At 37.7% G+C, this 21,225-nt stretch carries 22 protein-coding genes; 1 reads left to right on the top strand and 21 read right to left on the bottom strand.

Annotation, left to right across the window (positions count from 1 at the left end):
- Positions 1–196: 196 nt before the first annotated feature.
- From dinG to KI363_RS04125, 10 genes are all read right to left on the bottom strand, one after another.
- On the bottom strand, positions 197–2,998 hold the full coding sequence (gene dinG, locus KI363_RS04170; RefSeq protein WP_212965591.1) for an ATP-dependent DNA helicase DinG: 2,802 nt from the start codon (positions 2,996–2,998) through the stop codon (positions 197–199).
- A gap of 118 nt (positions 2,999–3,116) precedes the next feature.
- On the bottom strand, positions 3,117–3,500 hold the full coding sequence (gene panD, locus KI363_RS04165; RefSeq protein WP_158322334.1) for an aspartate 1-decarboxylase: 384 nt from the start codon (positions 3,498–3,500) through the stop codon (positions 3,117–3,119).
- Positions 3,501–3,512: 12 nt separating this feature from the next.
- Complete coding sequence (gene panC, locus KI363_RS04160; RefSeq protein ID WP_158322333.1) at positions 3,513–4,364, bottom strand: pantoate--beta-alanine ligase; 852 nt, start codon at positions 4,362–4,364, stop codon at positions 3,513–3,515.
- A gap of 1 nt (position 4,365) precedes the next feature.
- Positions 4,366–5,199 (bottom strand): 3-methyl-2-oxobutanoate hydroxymethyltransferase, encoded by an 834-nt coding sequence (gene panB, locus KI363_RS04155; RefSeq protein ID WP_158322332.1) that lies wholly within the window; start codon positions 5,197–5,199, stop codon positions 4,366–4,368.
- A 295-nt stretch (positions 5,200–5,494) separates the two neighbouring features.
- Positions 5,495–6,475 carry a biotin--[acetyl-CoA-carboxylase] ligase gene (locus KI363_RS04150; RefSeq protein WP_212965590.1) on the bottom strand — a complete coding sequence of 327 codons (981 nt, stop codon included), beginning with the start codon at positions 6,473–6,475 and terminating at the stop codon, positions 5,495–5,497.
- Positions 6,436–7,653 (bottom strand): CCA tRNA nucleotidyltransferase, encoded by a 1,218-nt coding sequence (locus KI363_RS04145; RefSeq protein ID WP_212965589.1) that lies wholly within the window; start codon positions 7,651–7,653, stop codon positions 6,436–6,438. Before KI363_RS04145 ends, KI363_RS04150 begins: the two co-directional genes overlap by 40 nt.
- Positions 7,654–7,680: 27 nt before the next feature.
- A complete protein-coding gene (gene bshA, locus KI363_RS04140) occupies positions 7,681–8,808 on the bottom strand; it encodes an N-acetyl-alpha-D-glucosaminyl L-malate synthase BshA (protein WP_212965588.1) in 1,128 nt (375 codons plus the stop codon).
- Positions 8,805–9,521: a bacillithiol biosynthesis deacetylase BshB1 gene (bshB1, locus tag KI363_RS04135; protein WP_212965587.1), complete on the bottom strand. Its 717-nt coding sequence runs from the start codon at positions 9,519–9,521 to the stop codon at positions 8,805–8,807. Before bshB1 ends, bshA begins: the two co-directional genes overlap by 4 nt.
- 71 nt (positions 9,522–9,592) lie before the next feature.
- A complete protein-coding gene (gene dapB, locus KI363_RS04130) occupies positions 9,593–10,396 on the bottom strand; it encodes a 4-hydroxy-tetrahydrodipicolinate reductase (RefSeq protein ID WP_212965586.1) in 804 nt (267 codons plus the stop codon).
- Entirely contained in the window at positions 10,393–10,734 is a 342-nt protein-coding gene (locus KI363_RS04125; protein ID WP_158322326.1) for a nucleotide pyrophosphohydrolase, read from the bottom strand. The genes dapB and KI363_RS04125 overlap by 4 nt, the downstream gene beginning before the upstream one ends.
- A gap of 265 nt (positions 10,735–10,999) precedes the next feature.
- Here KI363_RS04125 and KI363_RS04120 point away from each other — a divergent pair, with 265 nt between their 5' ends.
- Positions 11,000–11,875: a YitT family protein gene (locus KI363_RS04120; RefSeq protein ID WP_158322373.1), complete on the top strand. Its 876-nt coding sequence runs from the start codon at positions 11,000–11,002 to the stop codon at positions 11,873–11,875.
- 86 nt (positions 11,876–11,961) lie between these two features.
- Here KI363_RS04120 and purU read toward each other — a convergent pair whose 3' ends face one another.
- The 11 genes from purU to KI363_RS04065 form a co-directional block, all read right to left on the bottom strand.
- A complete protein-coding gene (purU, locus tag KI363_RS04115) occupies positions 11,962–12,864 on the bottom strand; it encodes a formyltetrahydrofolate deformylase (protein ID WP_212965585.1) in 903 nt (300 codons plus the stop codon).
- 129 nt (positions 12,865–12,993) lie between these two features.
- Positions 12,994–13,680, bottom strand: a complete 687-nt coding sequence (locus KI363_RS04110; protein ID WP_212965584.1) for a zinc metallopeptidase — start codon at positions 13,678–13,680, stop codon at positions 12,994–12,996.
- A 66-nt stretch (positions 13,681–13,746) separates the two neighbouring features.
- On the bottom strand, positions 13,747–14,535 hold the full coding sequence (gene ypjB, locus KI363_RS04105; protein ID WP_212965583.1) for a sporulation protein YpjB: 789 nt from the start codon (positions 14,533–14,535) through the stop codon (positions 13,747–13,749).
- A 73-nt stretch (positions 14,536–14,608) separates the two neighbouring features.
- Positions 14,609–15,205, bottom strand: coding sequence for a lipoprotein heptaprenylglyceryl N-acetyltransferase LhaT (lhaT, locus tag KI363_RS04100; protein WP_246516748.1), 597 nt, complete (start codon positions 15,203–15,205; stop codon positions 14,609–14,611).
- Between the two features lie 71 nt (positions 15,206–15,276).
- Complete coding sequence (locus KI363_RS04095) at positions 15,277–16,056, bottom strand: menaquinol-cytochrome c reductase cytochrome b/c subunit (RefSeq protein ID WP_158322322.1); 780 nt, start codon at positions 16,054–16,056, stop codon at positions 15,277–15,279.
- Positions 16,057–16,092: 36 nt separating this feature from the next.
- Positions 16,093–16,767 carry a menaquinol-cytochrome c reductase cytochrome b subunit gene (qcrB, locus tag KI363_RS04090; protein ID WP_158322321.1) on the bottom strand — a complete coding sequence of 225 codons (675 nt, stop codon included), beginning with the start codon at positions 16,765–16,767 and terminating at the stop codon, positions 16,093–16,095.
- A gap of 17 nt (positions 16,768–16,784) precedes the next feature.
- Positions 16,785–17,297: a QcrA and Rieske domain-containing protein gene (locus KI363_RS04085; RefSeq protein WP_158322320.1), complete on the bottom strand. Its 513-nt coding sequence runs from the start codon at positions 17,295–17,297 to the stop codon at positions 16,785–16,787.
- 530 nt (positions 17,298–17,827) lie between these two features.
- The gene (locus KI363_RS04080) at positions 17,828–18,277 is read right to left on the bottom strand and encodes a YpiF family protein (protein WP_158322319.1); all 450 of its coding nucleotides are present in this window, start codon (positions 18,275–18,277) and stop codon (positions 17,828–17,830) included.
- A gap of 131 nt (positions 18,278–18,408) precedes the next feature.
- A complete protein-coding gene (locus tag KI363_RS04075) occupies positions 18,409–18,966 on the bottom strand; it encodes a ReoY family proteolytic degradation factor (RefSeq protein ID WP_158322318.1) in 558 nt (185 codons plus the stop codon).
- Between the two features lie 26 nt (positions 18,967–18,992).
- A complete protein-coding gene (locus KI363_RS04070) occupies positions 18,993–20,255 on the bottom strand; it encodes a tetratricopeptide repeat protein (protein ID WP_212965582.1) in 1,263 nt (420 codons plus the stop codon).
- A 25-nt stretch (positions 20,256–20,280) separates the two neighbouring features.
- Positions 20,281–21,168 (bottom strand): hypothetical protein, encoded by an 888-nt coding sequence (locus tag KI363_RS04065; RefSeq protein WP_212965581.1) that lies wholly within the window; start codon positions 21,166–21,168, stop codon positions 20,281–20,283.
- Positions 21,169–21,225 lie beyond the last annotated feature (57 nt).

The following is a 21,225-nucleotide window of genomic DNA, read 5'->3' as shown; positions in this document are numbered from 1 at the left end:
CCTTCTCACTACCATCATTCCTTTGCTTTTTTCCTTCACACAGAAAATGTCATCATATCACTTAATAAAAAGGTCATACTATTAGGTAAGCAATGTCTCCCATCATTATAACAGGAATTTTGTTGAAAAATGATGGATTTTGCGTTTTAAAAATAAATTTTAGCCCACATGATTGAGGCTGTAGCGTACTGCAGCCTCAATCAAGCCATTGCTGGATTTGATCCAGTATGACAGGTAACGATCCCCTTTCAATCGGGATCGGAGGGATGGATTGCAAAAATACCTTTCCGTAAGAAGTTGTATCTAGTCGCTTATCAAATACCACCACGACGCCACGATCCTCTTCACCTCGTATTAGTCTCCCGAATCCTTGTTTAAAACGGAGTACAGCTTGTGGTAAGGCATACGTAGTAAAAGGATTCATCCCTTTTTCCTTTATCCTTTCATATTTTGCCTCTGTCACGGGTTCATCGGGAGGTGCAAAAGGAAGCCTTACGATGATAAGGCAGGATAAATCTTTTCCAGGTATATCTACACCTTCCCAAAAGCTACTAGTACCAAAAAGAATGGCCTTGTGAAATTGTTGAAAGTTTTTAATTAACCGCGACCTACTTCCAGCTGAAATCCCCTGCGCTAAAATCGCATAATCTTCCAAACACCCTGCATCTTTTACCAAGTAATACGTCTTTTTTAACATATCATAAGAAGTAAAGAGAATTAACATTCTGCCATTCGTTACCTCGGCAATCGCCAACAGGTGGCTAGCGATCATTTCGATATCACGATCCATAACCTGACCACGAATTTCAGGTAAATCTGTAGGGATAAGGAGTTTAGCCATTTTTTCAAATTTAAAGGGAGAAGGATAGATTTTCTGAATAATCTCATCCTTTGTAAGCCCCAGTTCATATAAAAAGTAGTGAAAAGACCCTTGAATAGACAAGGTAGCTGATGTTAAAACAATCGAATTTTTTTGTTGAAATAATCGTTCTCTTAAGATAGGGCCAATTTCCGTAGGCTCGTTTCGAACCGTAATGCTATTAGGCAGTGCCTTAACATCACCTTGCAACCATAAAATATCTTCTTCAGCAGGGGAAATAAAGATGTCTTTTATCCTGCCACCAATAGCCGTCCATTCTTGAATAAAACTATTCATTTCCTCAATAAAAGCTTGTTCGGCTATAGCTAGTTTTTCTTTATGATTTTTTATTAATACGAGTCGTTCTTCCAATCCTTTTTTTATCAATTGATGTTGATCATAAACTCTTTCTGCACACATGACAATCGATTGCCATGTAAGATTTTCTTTCATTTCATTCGTAATACGGAAAAATTCTTTTCTCGTTTGCACCGTTTTATTTTCCGTTGAATTAACTAGTAATTTCCCTAATTGGGCATATAAAATATCTAACTCTTCATCCATTTGCAGGATCACCTGTTCTAACTCCATAGAATGTGTAGTCGGTGTCAATTTTTTATTTTTGATTAGTGACTCTAACGTTTTAAAGAAAAAGTCCTTTTCTAACGTTCCTAATCGACCAATCCAATATTTCACCGAATTATATTCTAATTTTTCACCAAAAGATTTTCTTGCAGTTCTCTCAAGATGATGAGCCTCATCTATTATCACGTATTGATAATTAGGAAGTATTTGCTTTTCTGTGTCCAAGAGTAACATGGAATGATTCGTAATAATAATATTGGATTGCAGAGCTTTTTCACGTGCAAAAAGGTAAAAATCTCTTGATAGCCAAGAGTCCTTTTCTTTATCCATAAACCAACCATCATGTTGAATTCTGTATCTAAACAGATGACCTCCACTGGTAAAATTGAGTTCATCTAAGTCACCCGTTTCGGTTCTTGTAAGCCAAACTAAAATTTGCATTTTAGTCAGAACGATGTCAGGGTGTTTTTCTTTTTCACGTAAGGTTTGTTCAAATTTTAATAAATGAATGTAGTGATTTCTCCCTTTTGCAATGCAAGCCTGTATTGGGAATGGAACAGCTTTAGCTAATCTCCTGATTTCATTGTTTAGTATTTGTTCTTGCATTTGCGTCGTATATGTACTAATCACAACGGGTTGTTGCTTTTCAACAGCAACATAAAGCGCAGGAATTAAATAGGCTAATGACTTTCCTGTCCCGGTTCCTGCTTCAATCACCGTATGTTTCTGATCAACAAAAGCTTCATAAATGGTATCCATCATATCAAACTGCATTTCTCTGGCTTGGAAACCATTTATATGAGGGGAGAGCAATTGGACTTTTTCTTCCTCTGTCAGTGGATATGGATGATCTTTTTTGTCCTGGTTATTTATCGGTTTACATTTCTTCTTAAGGGCAATGCCACGATGTACTTCCAAATCTTCTGCTAAATTTTCTATCTTTGCTTCTTGCTCATGTAAAAGTTCATGAAATAAGGGCCCTATATCACTCTTTAAATAAAAGGCAAGCTCCGTTAATTTTTCTAACGTAACGATAGGTAATTGTTTGACTTTTTCAATTAGCATTAACAGCAACTCTGCTGTAACTAAGGCATCACTATCAGCTTGGTGAGGACGATCATGATCAAAACCTAATACATCTGAGAGCTCTGATAATTTATAGCTTGGAGATTCCGGCATCAGAATTTTTGTTAATTCTACTGTATCAATGGCATTTGAAAAAACATTAAAATATCCTGCTTCTTCCATTTCTTTTCGTAAAAATCCTAAATCAAACAAGACGTTATGTGCAACAAAAACAGCATCGCGAAGTAACGTTTGAATTTTTCCAGCAATCTCAAAAAAATAAGGTGCATCTTCTACCATTTCATCTTCAATGCCGGTTAGTTCAGCAATAAAGGGAGGAATGGAGATCCCTGGATTAATGAAAGTTGTATACTGATCAATAATCTGGGAATGTTGAATCACGACTGCGGATAATTGAATAATGCGATCTCCTTTTTCCCACATATTTCCTGTTGTTTCTAAATCAACCACAACATATTTTTGTGACATGCTAATCTCACCTTTTTTGCATCTAGCCCATTCTTAATCTTCATCATTGTACCATATCTTTCTAAGCATAGGAAAAAACCAGTCCCTTTATTCTAAGGACTGGCAAGATATTGATCCATTAACAAAAAGTTGACTCTGGTTCATGATGAATTAATTCTTTAATTTGGTTATCCTTAGTCATAATCGCAATTTTAGGTTGATGGGATCGCAATTGATCCGTTGCAATAAGTGCATAGGAGATAATAATAATCACATCACCAGGTTGGACGAGTCGAGCTGCCGCACCATTTACACAAATGACACCAGAACCTCTTTCTCCTTCAATAATATAGGTCTCAAAGCGTGCCCCATTGTTGTTATTTACAATTTGTACTTTTTCATTTGCTACCATATCAACAGCATCGAGAATATCACGATCAATCGTGATGCTGCCAACATAATTCAGATTCGCTTCCGTCACGGTTGCTCTATGAATTTTTCCGTTCATCATTGTCCGGAACATCAAATCCCCTCCTTACTTCCCAACATTAAGAATAATATTATCAATTAACCGTGCTTTGGAAAACTGGACCGCTATCGCTAAAATCACTTTCCCCTCAATCGTTTGTAATGGCTGTAATTCTGGAAAACGAAGGAGCTCAATATAATCGATTTTCCCGCTTGTATTTTTTTCTATATAGTCATAAATTTCCCTTGTAACTTTCTCTATATTTCTTTCACCTTGGCAAATGCGTTGCTTGCCGACTTGCAAAGCCTTATATAGAGAGGGAGCTTCTTTACGCTCTAAACTAGTTAAATTCACATTTCTAGAGCTTCGGGCTAAACCATCTTGTTCCCTTACTGTATCCACAGCAACGAGTTCGATTGGAAAATCAAAATATTGAATAAGTGAATCAACGACTGCTATTTGTTGGGCATCTTTTAACCCAAAATATACCCGCTGTGGATTCACAATATGGAATAACTTTATTAAGATGGTCGCAACTCCATCAAAATGCCCAGGTCTACTTTTCCCACAAAGCTGATCCGTTCGTTGTAGTACATTTATTTTGAATGAACGTTCTTGGTCATACATTTCTGCAACATCTGGCATAAACAAAATATCGACACCAGCACTTTCAGCTAGACTTCGGTCTTGTTCGTGATTCCTTGGATAGTCATGAAAATCTTCCTGAGGTCCAAACTGTAATGGATTAACAAAAATACTCATAACCGTGAGATCATTCTCCGCAACGGATTCTTCCACTAATTTTAAATGCCCCTCATGTAAGAAACCCATTGTGGGAACAAATCCGATAGACTTTCCATTATCTTTCAATTGTTGTATCCGCTTTTGCAATGTTTTTTTGCTGGTGAAAATCTCCATTTTATTTTCCCCCATACAATAATTCGAGTTCATTTTCGTTCATCGTAAATGAATGGTGTTCAGTCGGAAACGTGCCTTGCTTTACATCCTTGATATATTCACGAAGACCCGTTTCGAAGAGTTGGTTTGTATCACAATATTGTTTGACAAACTTAGCGACACGATCAACGCCAAAATTGACTAAATCATGGAGAACAAGTACCTGGCCGTCTGTCCCATTTCCCGCTCCTATGCCAATTGTCGGAATCGAAATACTCTCGGTTACAATCTGTCCCAGTTGTTGTGGAATGCATTCAAGCACAAGGGCAAATGCTCCAGCTTCTTCACATCTTTTTGCTTCTTCTACTAAAAGGGATGCGGCTGCCGCGGTTTTCCCTTGAACCTTATACCCTCCTAACACACCGGCTGTTTGCGGCGTGAGCCCTAAATGCCCCATTACAGGGACACCGGCAGTCGTTAAAGCACGGATGATTTCAATCACCTCGCCGCCCCCTTCAATCTTAACGGCATGTGCCCCACCTTCTTGCATGAGCATGGCAGCAGATTTCATCGCCTTGTCCTTGCTAATATGGTAAGTCATAAACGGCAAATCGGCGACAATAAACGTATCCCTTGCTCCTCTTTTAACCGCTTTTGTATGATGAATCATATCCTCCAAGGTCACAGGTACAGTAGAGTCATAACCTAAAACCACCATGCCTAATGAATCACCGACAAGCAGCAAATCGACATCCGCCTTCTCAGCCAATTTGCCTTGTGGAAAATCATAAGCCGTCACCATAGCGATTTTTTCTCTCGCTAGCTTCATTTTTTGAAAATCTGTTGTTTTCTTCAATTCGTCTCCTCCTTTTTGGCGAGGATACCGTAATAAAATGCGAGATGAGGAATAAAACTTGCTAAATTAGCAAAAGAGTCCTCTGCAAATAAACAGAAGGACTCCAACATCTCTCATTCATTATTTCAGGTCCTCTGTCCCAGTCACAAAATTGGATCAAGGCAGATTAGTACAGCACGAGTACCGGTATGTAGGTACAAGAGCCATCTAAACTTATTATGATTGCATGATAGGTGGTGCAGTTCGTTTAGATACTGCCCAAATAAATTATAACAAAATCTTTAACATCTGACTATCAGTGGATGAGAATATCCGCTGAGTAAATATAATGAAGTTGTCCGCTTCTGTCGCGAATCATAAGAACTCCATCATTTGTTATTCCTTCCGCAATACCTGTTATATTCCCTCTGCTTGTTTGTGCGGTTATTGTTTTACCAATACTAACCGCATACTCTTCCCAAATAATCTTAAGTGGTGCGAAACCTTTTTCTATGTATATCAAATAATATTTCTCTAAATTTTTCAAAATATGTTGTACAACTGTTTTTCGCTTTATTTTTTTTCCAGATTCAATTAATAAAGATGTTGCTTTATCTTGCAATTCGTCAGGAAAATCCTGGCTTTCTTGATTCACATTAATTCCCATTCCTATAATTAAATATCTGATTTGATCAGCTTCTCCCTGTAGCTCCGTTAAAATACCTGTAACCTTTTTTCCGTTCAATAACAGGTCGTTAGGCCATTTAATTTCAGGTTCCAACCCGATCACATCTTCAATCGCCTTTGCAATGGCAATGGCCGCAATGAGAGTAAATTGTGGCGCTTTTTCTAAAGGTAAAGTGGGACGTAATATTAAACTCATCCAGATCCCTTTTTGTTTGGATGAATGCCATTCACGTAACATTCTTCCCTTCCCACTTGTTTGTTCCTCAGAAACAATGAGCGTGCCTTCGGGAGCACCTTTTGTTGCTTCTTGATGGGCAATCAACTGAGTCGAAGGTGTTGTTTCAAAGTGAATCACTTTTTTTCCTAATATATTTGTATCTAATCCATATAAAATTTGATTTTCAGTTAGTCCATCTGGTAAATGGATTAAACGATAACCCTTTTTTCGCACGGCTTCAATTTCAATGCCTGACTTTCTTAATTCCTCTATATTTTTCCAGATGGCAGTTCTCGAGCAACCAATCAGATCGGCAAGGCGTTGACCAGATAGATATTGACCATCTGCTTCCGCTAATGCTTCGAACATTTGTCGCTTGATGGATTTCCCCATTTCTCAACCCACCTCCGAATCATTTCCCGCTCATTTGGGATCTTTTTATTGAGAATCTCCTCTTCAAGTTGGGTAAATAATTGACTAATCCATGGGCCAGGAGTTTTCCGCGTCCATTCTAAGACATCTGTTCCAGTGATTGCCAATTGGGAACGTTCTGTAATTGGAAATTCAGCAAACTTCTCATATATTTTAACTGTTATGGCTTGAGGCTTTTCATGATGTAGAACACAAACGATCTTTTCAACCATTACAGCAATCTCCTTACCTGCTCTGTATAGTTGAATATTTGTCCAGTTATTGTCCTTGCGCCAATTTAAGAATGTTAATGCCCGTAGAAGTGTCTTCATATCCTTTGTGGGCATCTTCCATTTTTTTAATTGTTTTTGCGGCTCTTTAGCTTTTTCTAAATACAGAGCTAATAACCATAGTTCCATTAGGTCTAATCCCTCAATTGGCATATTGATGATTTGCTCTATTGTCTGCTCTTGATTAAAAATAGACGGCCAATAATCATTTAATTTTGCTTTTCTTGCTATTTTCAAAGCTCGTTTTACATGTTTTCCTTTCAAGAGTTTCTCCATTTCCAAGAAGATTCTTTCTATGGCAATATATTGGAGTAAGGGGGCTTGTTGAATTAATGCTTCTTCTGTTCTATTATCGAGTTTAAAACCAAGTTGGCTGACAAAACGCACGGCTCTCATTAGCCTGAGAGCATCTTCTCCAAATCGTTCTGTTGGGGAACCGACTGTTTTGATGCATTTCTTTTTAATAGCTTCCCTGCCGTTAAAGGGATCGATCATGACGCCCTCTTCATCCATAGCGATTGCATTGATCGTAAAATCTCGACGTCTTAAATCATCTTTTAAAGAACGAATAAATGTGACACTCTCGGGTCTACGATAATCAACATAATTGGTTTCTGCCCGAAATGTCGTGACCTCATAACCCCGCCTCTCATGGATGACTAAAATAGTTCCATGTTCAATCCCTACATCAACCGTATTAGAAAAAACGGATTTTATTTCCAATGGAGTGGCCGAAGTCGCAATATCAACATCATCAATTTCTCTTTTAAGAATATAATCTCTCACGGCACCACCAACATAGTATGCTTCATAGCCTGCAGCCTTTAGCCGTTCAATGATTGGCTTTGCCTGGATGAATAATCTGTCCATCATCATAAACTCCTTTTTTGAACATCCTTATTCTACCTTTTGGATCAGAGATTCATATAACTGCTCATATTGTTCCACAATCATATGAGAAGGGAAATATTTTTCAGGGGTAACGATCGCATTTTCGGAAAATTGATTGTACAAAGTCGGGTTCTTCAGGATTAAAATCGCTTTTTCAGCGATCGCATCTAAGTCTCCAATCTCGCATACAAAACCATTAAAACCATCCATGATCACCTCAGGTATTCCACCGGTATTCGTTCCAATACACGGTACACCGCAGGCCATTGCTTCTAATGCCACTAATCCAAAACTTTCTTTTTCCGATAAAAGTAGCATGAGGTCGCTAATCGAATATAATTCTTCTAAATGGTCTTGCTTTCCTAAAAATAATACCTTGTCCTCAATATCCAACTCTTTAGTTAAACGACATAATGTTGATTTTTCCGGTCCATCCCCGATTAGCAATAGCTTAGCTGGCGTTTCTTGGGCAACTTTAGCAAATGCTGATACGACATCATCGACTCTTTTGACCGGTCGAAAATTAGAAACATGGATTAACACCTTTTCATCTGGAAGAATGCCGTAAGCTTCTTTTAATCTTTCTGCATTCACTTTATGATAAACTCGCTCATCAATGAAATTATGAATAACACCTATTTCTTTATCAGGATGGATTAGGTCATTTGTATGCATCTTTAAGGCTTGAGACACTGCTGTCACAGCATCCGATTTCTCTATTCCAAATTTAATCGCTTCAACCAAAGTAGGATCATATCCGAGCACAGAAATATCCGTACCATGTAAAGTTGTCACAATTTTAACGTCCCGATCTACCATTTGTTTTGCTAAGATTGCACAAACTGCATGAGGAATAGCATAGTGAACATGCAGAAGATCAAGCTTTTCTCTTCTTATCACCTCAGCCATTTTACTCGCCAAAGCAATATCATATGGAGCGTATTGAAATACAGAATATTGATTGACCGATACTTGATGAAAAAATATATTAGGATGTAAAACATTTAAACGAAACGGTACGTTAGAAGTAATAAAATGAATCTCATGTCCTCTTTCAGCTAATAATTGCCCTAGTTCCGTCGCAATCACACCAGAACCACCAACAGTTGGATAACAAGTAATACCAATCTTCATGATTTCTCACCGAATACATCATTGTGTAATAATAGTGGTTTATTGGCTACAAATCCCTCCGCAAAAGGAACACCCACTTCTTTTCCGAATAATTTTTCTCTTGCTGTTACCGTTTCAATATATCCTTCTGTTAAAGGTGTTTGTACACCATTTTGTGGCATAAAAAACTGTGACTGATATGCTTGAAGAGCTTGTACCTTTTGCTCTACATGGTTTGTAATATCCACCATGAAAGTTGGTGTTGTAAAACCGTTAATCATATAGTGATATAAAAAAGCAGGTTTATGAGCCTTTGCTTCACCTGTCACCGTATATTTTCTAATGCCCGCCGAAAAAAAAGCCTCGGTCACCAGTTGCGAACAATGTTCATGGTCAGGATGCCGGTCTTTATAGTATGGTGCAAAAATAATCTTAGGTTTATATTCGCGAATCACCCGTACCATTTCTCGAATATATTTATCTGCTATGCTCAACCCACGGTCCGGAAAGCGAAGATTCAATCTTTCCTTCACACCAAGCGTATTAGCCGCTTTTTCGGCTTCTTCTCTTCTAGTGACCACATCGCCATTTGATGAAAGCTCAGCTTCCGTCAAATCACATATAACAATTTCTTTTTTCTCATTTGCCCATTTTGCCAGGGACCCACCCATCCCGATCTCGACATCGTCTGCATGGGCTCCAAAAGCAAGGACATCTATACCTTGTTCATTCATATTATTACCCCCACTATAAGAAAAAAAGATCTTGCTTTTCTTCTCGTATTGCAAAAATTGCTTTTTTATATCTATACAAGAATATGCTCTAAACCATAGACTAAAGAATCCAAAGACATAATCGTTTCGACAGAAACTTTTACACCTGACATAAACGAAGCACGATTATAAGAATCATGACGTAGAGTAAGGGTTTGTCCTTCCGCCCCAAATAACACCTGTTGATGAGCAACAAGGCCTGGAAGACGAACACTATGAATTCGCATTCCATCGTAGTTCGCACCTCTTGCCCCTTCGATTGTTTCTTTTTCATCTTCATGCCCTTGGCGATGAGATGGGCGATTTTCTTTGATCATTTCTGCCGTTTTTACCGCAGTTCCCGAAGGCGCATCTAATTTCTGATCATGATGCATTTCCATAATTTCAACATCTGGAAAGTATTTCGACGCCATTTGTGAAAATTTCATCATTAAAATGGCTCCAATAGCGAAATTAGGAGCAATGATACAGCCTAGTCCTTTTGCTTCTGCTAAGCTTTTCAGCTCTATTAATTCTTCTTGGGAAAATCCAGTTGTACCGACAACAGGTCTAACACCATAGGTTAAAGCCGTTTTTGTATGTAAATAGCCAGTTTCAGGTGTCGTTAAATCAATGAGCACATCAGCTTGCTCATTTTGCAAGCATTCTTCTATATCTGTGTATACCATTACCTGGGATTTTGATGTTTCTAAAATATCCGCTAACTTCATTCCATTATGTTTATGATCGATTACTGCTACTAATTGGAAGTTTTCTGTATCTTCTACAAGTTTGACTGCTTCTCTTCCCATTCTTCCCCGTGGTCCTGCCACGACAATCTTAATTACATCAGTCATTGTATTTCCCCCTCTTTTTTTGTCCATCTATCTTTATCTCTTGTATTAAACTTATTCATCACTCGATCGTGAGCGGTTTGCAAATCAATCTCTAACGAATTAGCCATGCATATCAAAACAAATAATACATCTCCTAATTCTTCCTCTACTGTTTTTTCTTCTTCCGAAGACTTCTTTGGCTTTTCACCATAATAATGATTAATCTCGCGGGCTAGTTCACCTAACTCTTCCGTTAATCGAGCTGTTAAAGCTAGTGGACTAAAATATCCTTCTTTAAATTGGCTGATATAATCATCTACCTCTTTTTGTAGCTCTTGTATTGTCTTTTGATTATGCATATGTATCAACCTTTCCAACAATGATCACTATTTAAGCCTGAGCGTTTCTATTTATGGTTATGGAAGCAGACAAAGGGTATGGATTAAGTAAAACAATTTAGGATGCTTCACTTTATATTATCGAATTCTTTTTTTATATACAAATATTACCGCTTGCGTAAGGTTATATGTGATCCTGTTTGCTATACTAAGGGCAGAGTGGTTATAATAAACTGTTTTACATACTATAAGCATATAGACTTCAATTTGATGTTTGGAGGCAAAAATCGTGTTTGGAGTAAAATTTAAAAACGTGCTGTTTATTTTGGTCGGCGCAGCAATCTTCTCATTTGGACTTGTTCATTTCAATATGCAAAATAATTTAGCGGAGGGGGGATTTACTGGAATCACTCTTTTGCTGTATTTTGTCTTTGGTATCGATCCATCTATCTCCAACCTTGTATTGAATATTCCAATATTCCTTATTGGGTGGAAGCTACTTGGACCGAGAACATTCATTTATACGGTTCTTGGTACAGTTGCTGTTTCTGTTTTTTTATTTATTTTTCAAAGATTCCATTTTGCTATTCCTTTAAACAATGATATGTTTTTAGCTGCTTTATTTGCTGGTGTTTTTATTGGGATTGGCTTAGGGATAATCTTTCGATACGGTGGAACGACCGGTGGTGTCGATATTATCGCTCGACTATTTCTGAAATATAAAGGTTATAGTATGGGAAAAACCATGTTCATGTTTGATGCGATTGTGATTACCGTATCGTTATTAACGTATTTAAATCATATTCAAGCAATGTATACCCTTGTAGCCGTTTTTGTAGCAGCAAAAGTAATTGATTTTATTCAAGAAGGTTCCTATGCGGCAAAAGGTGTATTCATAATATCTGAGAATCAACATGATAAAATTGCCAGTGAGATTTTAATACGAATGGGACGTGGGGTAACCGTTCTAAAAGGATACGGATCATTTACAAAGCATGAGAAAGAAATTCTCTATTGTGTTGTTGCCCGTAACGAAATCGTCCATTTGAAAAAGATCGTCAATGCTGTTGACCCCATCGCTTTTGTTTCTGTCACAACAGTTCATGATGTGATGGGAGAAGGCTTTACTTTGGATGAGAATAAAAGGCCGCTCGATGTATAACCCGCAAAATCTGATAAGAGCATCCTTCTTAACCCCCTAGACACGGAAAAAACCTATCCCGCTATGGGAAGGTTTTTTCAAATTTATTAATCAAACACAATCGTTTTATTACCTGTTACAATCACACGGTCCTGCAAATGCCATTTTACCGCACGGGCTAGTACACTTCTTTCGATATTTTTTCCGATTTTCTTTAATTCTTGTACTTGATCACGGTGATTAACTCGTTCTACTCCCTGCTCAATTATCGGGCCCTCATCTAGATCATTTGTTACATAATGCGAAGTTGCACCGATTAATTTAACTCCACGGGCAAAAGCTCTTTCATACGGTCTCGCACCAATAAATGCAGGTAAAAATGAATGATGGATATTAATGATTTGTTTTGGATAATGGGAAACAAAATTGGGAGTTAAAATTTGCATATATCTTGCTAAGATAATTAACTCTATTCCATGCTCCTCTAAAATCTTTAACTGTTTTTCTTCAACTTCATTTCGAATTTCCTTATTCGCCGGAATATAATAAAAAGGAATCCCAAGTGACTCGGCCAATTCTCGTGAATCCTCATAATTACTAATGATACAGGAGATCTCCATCATTAAATCGCCGTTTTGCCATTCCCACAATAACTCCCTTAAGCAATGTGGTTCCTTCGATACAAAAATGGCGGTCTTTTTGAGAGAACTTACATAACGAAATTCATATTTCATATTAAAACGAGAACCAATCTCAGCAAACTCTGCTTCTATCCTTGCTTTTTTCTCTGTTAATCCTGGGCAAGCAAATTCCATGCGGATAAAAAAGGTTCCCCCTAAAGGATCTTCGGAATATTGGTTAGATTCAAGAATGTTTGCACCATGGTTTTGTAAGAATGTTGAAACAGCTGCAACAATCCCTGGCTGGTCTGGACACTTAATAAGTAGTCTTGCCCGATCTAAATTATTTTGACGATATTCTTCTAATGTTTTTCGATAGTCTTTTAGCATTTAGTACCCCTCTAACTGTAATCTTATTTAAAGTATTTTAACAAAAAACACAAAAAGCGCAAGACACCAGTATCTATATTTATTAGATCACAAAGAAAAAACCCGGAATCTCCGGGTTAAATAGAGTAACTAGTCTCTAGAACTACTTGTATAAATGAGGATCATCCGCAATAGTTCAAGGACTGCAACAGCCGTCGCAGCTACATAAGTCATAGCAGCAGCACTTAGAACCTTCCTTGCATCGCGTTCCTCCTCATTACTAATTAGCCCTAGAGTCACAATTTGGTTCATTGCTCTTGAAGAGGCATTGAATTCAACAGGCAAAGTCACAATTTGGAATAAGACTCCTACTGCCATCAGAATGATCCCTACAAGCATTAACTTAGAAAGCGTGGTAAAAAATAAACCGATTAGAATAAATACCCATGCCATGTTGGAGCTAATATTTACCAGTGGTACTAAAGCATGTCGGAAGCGTAATGCCGCATAGCCCTCTTTATCTTGGATAGCATGTCCAACTTCATGAGCGGCGATAGCAGCACCAGCAACAGAATGCTTACGGTAGTTTTCTGAAGAAAGATGAACGGTTTTTGTCATCGGATTATAATGATCACTTAAAACACCTTTGGTTTCTACAACAGCTACGTTTGAAAGCCCATTGGCATCCAAAATCCTTCTAGCTACTTCTCCTCCACTCATCCCTGCAGATGTTGGAACTTTTGAAAAGCGAGAATAGGTACTCTTCACTCTCATTTGCGCCCAAATCGGTATTAACATAATAATAACCAAATAAATTAGATACGGTCCTAGTCCCATTTATATCCTCCATATCAAGTTGAGATTATCTCTATTTTATTCTAAAGGACAAGAATGGTCAATCATTTAGATCTTACGTTTTTTTGAACTTTTCTTGAACTTTTTTTCTCCTCTATATTGTCTCCAACTTACATAAGATAAAGTCGTGACAATAATTCCCCCTGTCATCATGATGACCCACCAAATCGAGGGATCTGTATCATCTTTTTGAGCTCCAGAAAAAAGGCTTTTAAGTTCTTTTTCAATTTGGTCTAATTCTTTTAACCAGGTCTGTTCTGCAAAGGAAGAACGATATCGATCGATGTAGGTGATTTTAGAATCTACTTTTTGGACTTTCTCAACAGACAGATCAATTTTCAAACTCGGCTGGATCATAGCGTATTTTGTCAGAAAATCATTTAATTCTTCGTTATATAAAACTGTATCCCCTTCCAAGGCGGCATTCTTTACATTTTGGAAAGAATCCATAATGGTATCTTCCATACCAAACCATAATGGTTGATATTGAGAGGTGATCGCATCTGTCGCCAAGCGAAATGCTGTTACCTGTTTGACTCTATCTTCATGACTTAAAGTAACGCTCGTTAATGCTTTTAATGCCTCATGATGAACAGCCGTGACTACACGTAATTCATCCATGGTTAATTTGTTCGATGAAGGACCTTGCTTCGCAAAAATCTCTCCAAATTGCTCTAATAGATTCTTCGCTTCCTCGAATCGGCCAAATTTTGTTAATTGTAATGCCTCATCGGCTAAATGATTCAGTTCTGTCATTGTCGATTGCGGTTTCGCCATTACGGAGTGGCTAAAAAAGATTGTGCAAACGAACAGAAGGATAATAACTCTAAATTTCATACCTTGTCCCTCCTCATACTACTGTTAACTGTATGATAAAAAGGACAAGAATAGACCTTTATAGGAATGAAATTTAATAAATAGTAAGCGTTCGATTTTGTTGATATCGACGAGCGAAGTAACATGCGATGGCGATGGTAAGAATACTTAACCAGAACGTAAAATAACCAATATGGCTAATATATCCCTCTAACCCAGGATAGTTTGGGTACTGCATGTACACGTAATCAATCACATCATTATGCAAGGTCCAAATGGCAGCAATGGCTATATGCCACCATTTCATTTTATAAAACACACCGTACAGTAATCCTTGAACAGCCATCGCCCCATGTGAAATAATCAGCATATACCCTTCCCAGGGAAGATTCCCTGTAACTTTTAAGGTCAAAATATTCATAACTACAGCCCAAACTCCATATTTAACAAGGGTAATTAAGGCAAGAGCTTCAAAGAATGGCCAATTTCTTTTTAAAAGAAAGGCAAATAAAACAAAAACAAAGAATAGACTTGCAGTTGGACTATCTGGAACAAATGGAATAAAAATAGTAGGCGTTTCAGACAATTGATATCCATACCAAATATAACCATAAACTGTTCCCAAAATATTAATAATCAATAACATCCATAAAAATAAGCGGTTTCTTAAAATAAGATATAAAAAGCTCACTAGCGATATTCCTCCGAATGTTTAGTGTAACAGAAAGAAAGCCGGCTACCTAGCCGGCTTTAACGAATTACTTATTCTTCTTCACTTTTCAAGTTTGCAATAAAGTCAGCAAGCTTATCGAGATCCTCGTCTGAACCATCGAATTGGTCAGCAGGCATGGTGCCAATTCCGTTATGAGCAATGTCTTTCACTTCATCAACTGAATGACCCGTATCTACTAGCGCTGGTGCAGCAGGACCACCCTCTAGATTTTCCCCATGACAATTTATACAACTTTGGTCTGCATATACTTTATATCCTTCTGCTTCTTTGTCAATTTCAACATCTACTTTTTCTTCGATTGCTCCTTGAGCTTTTGCTGCTGCCCAGTCATGGTTTGCAGCTGCTTCCCAAGTAAGATAGAAAACTGCCGCAAAAGCTAGTAGCATAAAGCCAGTTGCAAAAGGTCTTTTAGACGGACGGCGTTCCGGACCACGATCAATAAATGGAGCAAGAATAAGTGCGCCAAAAGCAAGTCCTGGAATGACTAATATACCTAAAATATTATAAGGTCCTGAAGTATAAGTATATTTGATTAGCTGATACAAAAACATGAAATACCAATCAGGTACAGGGATATATCCCGTATCTGTGGGATCAGCAATTCTTTCTAGTGGACTTGGATGAGCCACAGTTAAACATAAAAATCCAATCAAGAAAACGGCCCCGACTAGCCACTCTTTCAAAAGAAAGTCCGGCCAGAAAGCTTCCGTTTTTCCCGGATATTCGGAATAGTCTTTTGGTAAATTCGACTTTCGTGTTGCCGAAATACGGGAATCACCAACAAATTTCATTCCTTTTCCACGATGCATTCTGTCCCCTCCTTTATGTGCATTTGGTAATATTTTTTACAATGGTCCAGAAATACCTTGTCTCCGGATCATAATAAAGTGAGCTGCCATTAAGGCGATAAGTGCAGCTGGTAGGAAAAATACATGGATTGCAAAGAAACGTGTTAAAGTTTGCGCCCCAACAATGGTAGGGTCTCCAGCAATTAACGTTTTCAAATGCATTCCCACAAGTGGAACAGATTCAACAATATCTAGCGTTACTTTTGTCGCAAACAATGCCTTCATATCCCAAGGAAGCAAGTAACCTGTTAAGCCAAGGGCAAGCATAACGAAAAAGATAAGCACACCAACTACCCAGTTAAGCTCACGTGGTTTTTTGTAAGCTCCTTGGAAGAATACGCGCAATGTATGTAAGAACATCATGACAATAACCAAACTAGCACCCCAATGGTGCATACCACGAACAATTTGTCCGAAAGCAACTTGATTTTGCAAATAAAATACGGATTCCCAAGCGTTTTTAATATCAGGTACATAATACATAGTTAAAAACATACCTGAAAGAATTTGTATAACGGTTATGAAAAATGTCAATCCGCCAAAACAGTAAACAAAAGCAGAAAAGTGGTGAGCCGGGTTTACATGCTCTGGCACTTCATGATCTGCGATGTCTCTCCATATCGGCGTAATATCCATACGCTCGTCAATCCAGTCGTACATTTTATTCAGCAAGATATTAGCCTCCTTTACTATTTTTTGACGAATGGATTTTCAATAGGTGTTCCCAGCATCAAAAAGCCATCTTTTTCTTGTGTTGGATAAGCATCCAATGGTCCTCTCGGTGGAGTCCCTGGAACGTTCTTTCCATTCTTTTCATAGAGGCCACCATGGCAAGGGCAATAGAACATATCGGGATGTTTATCGCTCCCTTTCCAGTTAACCGTACAGCCTAAGTGTTTACAAATTGGTGAAAGCGCAACAATCTCGCCGCTATCATCCTTGTAAACCCACGCCGAATTCGTAACTTTTGATTCATACCAAGCATCAACTTGATCATATTCAAAATCGACACGGACTGGTTCAGCCGTTATATCGGCAATTTTCTTATCCGTCATTTTGAAATCACCAGATGCTTTCACTTGCAAAACTGGATCAATGGCAAAACGAAGCATCGGCATTAACATTCCGGCTGCCATGAAGCCACCAACTCCGGTAAGCGTATAGCTTAAAAATTGACGTCTTGTTACAGGATTCTTGCTCATCCTTATCCCCCCTCTGTCAGTAAGGTAAGTCCAACGGACAATTCATGCACATTATTCAAACTAGGACATCATTATGATATATCAATAAACGCGAGAGGTCAATCATATAGGAAGGCAAACATTGTCAACAATGTGGCAAATTCGTCACATTTTAAAAAAGGATAAGAAATTATAAATTTGAGCTCATGCTGGATCCAGCTCCAGCGCCTAGCGACTAGCAAATTTACGTCTTCTTCCTACGATAAGTCAACATCAGTTCGCTTTTCAGTGTCTAGCTGCAGGCGGTAGGGGCTCGAGGTCAAATAACCTGGAATCCTGGAAGGGAAAGAACGCCCTTCCAGATTCCAGAACATTTGCTTGTCGCCCCTGAACAACCGCCTTCCGCTTTTCGTGGCTCACTGTGTTTCCTTTATCTCAGGCCAACAGGATGTTGGTCAGAACGGCGTTGCGCCAGGACGGCGCGTCTTTAGCCGTTCAACTTTATTACCTTAAATTTGTACGTCGCTGAACAGGCGCTTGCGCTTTTCTTATTATCCCCAATTTTTAATCATTTTAGGAATCAAAGTTTTTAATTGATCTTCCATTGCTGCATGTTTATATTTTTCTTCCATATGTTCAAGAGGAATGCTAGGGACATAAAAAAAAGATCCCAATTTTTCTTCTCCAAGAGAGCTCCAACGTTTATCTGCTGTTAAAAAGAAAACGTGAGCGAAACCGCCTTCCTTTGCACGAGTTCTCCAACTTGATAATAAATCCCACTCAGCCTCTGGCTCGCGAAGATATGTAAACGCCGGGAATAAAACCAATCTTCCTTTAAACTGCCTTTCAAGATGCATAGAAAGTAATTGAATAAACTCACCTTGCTCTGCCGCTCGCTTCATATTCGATTCAAACTCTACGGGCAATACAGGAATAAGAGCCGTATCCACATACTCTTTTTCGCGAATAAAAAGTTCAATATCTTTCACATTCCATTTCAAAAAATAACCCTCTTTTCTAATATGTTCTTGTTTGTATCTTATCATTCATATTAATTGCTTGTACAGGATTAGGCATGATGTTCTAATCCATTCCATAAAATTAAATTACATGAACAACTAAAAACCTTCCCTTAAGGAGAAGGTTTAGAATTCTGCAAGTTATTTAACTGTAGAACAAGCTGTTCAAATTTGACCTTATCTCGTTGATCTAAGGCAGCATCAATTTCTTTTTGTAATTTTTCTTTTTGGTGCAACAGGATACTTTGAGTCAAAAAGTCCTCCGCATACTTTTTATCCTTCTCCGATAACAACACTTTTGTTTGTATATATGGATTTTCTTCCAACACAGCAGCATATTGATAAGATAAATGAGCTGCCCTAAAATTAATCTGAATATAAATTTCTTCATCACGATTTAATCTAATATCATGAAAGGATTTTTCCGCATCTGTCGTCATAATGTTTTCTTTATAGAAACGAAAAGGCACTTCTCTTGAACAATGCGTAGACATGACGAGCCCCCTAGGGCAAAATTGTGCATCTTCAACGAAATGAACTTTTTGCAGAAGTTGCTCATGACTCATTAGATAATTTAGAATCCAAACGGACTCCCTTCTTTTTAATTGATAACGATTTAGAAACCAGCGGATAAATTCCTTCTTCTCGTTGACAGATACAGGGGTTTCCATTTAATATCCCTCCTCTGCGATTCAGACTATTCTTCATTCAGTCTTTCCAAAATAGAAATCCATTCCTCATTTGTTGGTTCTTTCTTTGCTAATCGCTTAAACACACTAACTGCTTCGGATTTTCTTCCTTCCTCTAACAAAAAGTACCCATAATCTTTTAAGAAGTCCTGATTATTTTTAAAATCATTATATGCAAGTTCATACTGTTTTAATGCTTCTTTATATTTTTCCGTCGCTTGAAAGCTTATAGCCGAATCCCAATGGAATTGTGGTTCGACACCACCTCCTTGAATAAACAGTTCTGATATTTCCAGAACATCCTCATATCTTTCTTGGTGGAGTAGGAGTTTATTTAAAGTTGTAGCAGCTTCAATAAATTCAGGGTCTAATGCAAGGGCATTTCTAAAATAGTTCTCAGCTTGAAGCTCATCCCCAACTTTTAATGAGAGTTTTCCAGCATAAAAAATAAGATCTTTGTTAAATTCATCTAGTTCAATACCCGCTTGCACAGCCTCTAGTGCTTCATCTAGTTGCTCCTCGTGTTCGAAACTTTTGGCTAAGTAAAGATAAAGAGAATGATAATCGGGGTCCAGTTCCCTTAGCTGTTTAAATGCTTTAATGGCCAATAGATATTGTCCCGCTTGAAAAGATGTAAGCCCGTAGCCGAAAAGTGTGTTTGCCTCTATTTTTCGATCCAATGCTTTTTGATAAAATGGTAAAGCTTCCTCAAATGCTCCTCCCGCACTTAAAGCTTCTGCCATGCGAGAGTGAACATTCATACCCGCAAATTCGAGCTCTCCCTTTTCCAAAAGGAGGGAATAATATCTAGAGGCTTCTAGGAAGCGACCTTGAGTCATATACAACTCCCCCAAAGCAAAATCAATGACAGATTCATGGGGCAAAAGTTCTTTTGCAAGCAAAAGTTTATGTTCACTTACTTCGTATAACCCCTGCATTTGGTATAAATCAGCTTCGATTAAAAGTGCAGCACCGTATTCAGGGTCATCTGATGTTATCGTCTCTAAATATGCATAAGCCTGTTCATCGTCATTCATTTCAATGCTTAATTCTGCTAAGCGTAGTTTGAGTTCACTTTCATCTGGATAGGCTGTTAATAAACTTTCATACAATTCCTTGGATTCAGATAAGTATCCAAACCTTGCCAATTCCTCAGCTGATAATAATTTTTCCTCATCTGTTCCTTTTGAAATAACTAGTTCTAATTGTTTTTCAGCTTCTACAATATTTTCTTCTTGTAAGTATTGAATCATTCGCTCTGCTGCATTCACTATAAAATTCCTTTCTAATCAGTACTTATTCAAAAAGTCCAGTTTGATGAATCGCAATTTCCTTACCAAAACCAGGACGAAAGATTGGATTTTGGTTCATAATCACAAACTCACCATTGTTAACAGAGATATGAGGAATGATTTTGTTATCATTCCAGGCTGAATCATGTTCTTGTTTTTCTTGTTTTAAAATAAGGTTATAATTAATTTCGCCACCCGCTTTCAAAACTCCTTTTTTCGGATACAAACCGATTTTCTTAAGAATGTCGAGGTTTAAAGGCTTGTTTATAGGTAGGGGTTTTGGCAGATGATTGATCTTTTCATTCTGAAGAATGTCACACCACTTTTTTAATAAATATCTTTGTTGTAAAGGTTTCACCACACTAGAAACATCAGGAATGAGTAGTGGTTTATTAGGATAAGCAGCTTCCCGTATCCATCCCCAGGGAATTCCCTCTAATTCTTGAGCATTATCCAATTCTATAAATAGTGCAGGGATCGTCTCTCTATTACACATTTGAATAATTTTTTGGGTCAATATATTCGCCTTTAATTTGACACCTAATACATAATCAATCGGACTATTCAAGAGTTCTAATCGCTTTTTCTCTAGCTTTTCTATAAATTGATGCTGATACTGGATTGCAAAATCAGTCAATATACAGCCACAGCCTTTTAACAAATATTCTCGTGAAAAATACGTTTTAAATGTTTCGAAGGAAAAACTAGGAATGTTTGGAGAATAAAAAACAAATGAAGGCGTAAGAAAAAAAGCTTGTACATTTAATTTCATCACATTAAATTTTGGTGGTGAGTAACCAATATAGCGTATTTCATTTTTTTGAACAAGTAGAGAGATTTTTTTAATTTGGTTATCAACTAAGAAAGTCACATCTTCCATAAAATAGTGCATTGATTCCTTCCTTTCTGTGAAGAGTGGATTCACAAAAAAGCTACTTATCACAAACTA

Source organism: Lederbergia ruris, from assembly GCF_018332955.1.
In the GTDB taxonomy this organism is placed as follows: domain Bacteria; phylum Bacillota; class Bacilli; order Bacillales; family Bacillaceae_C; genus Lederbergia; species Lederbergia ruris.
This window is presented reverse-complemented; position numbering and strand designations above follow the sequence as displayed.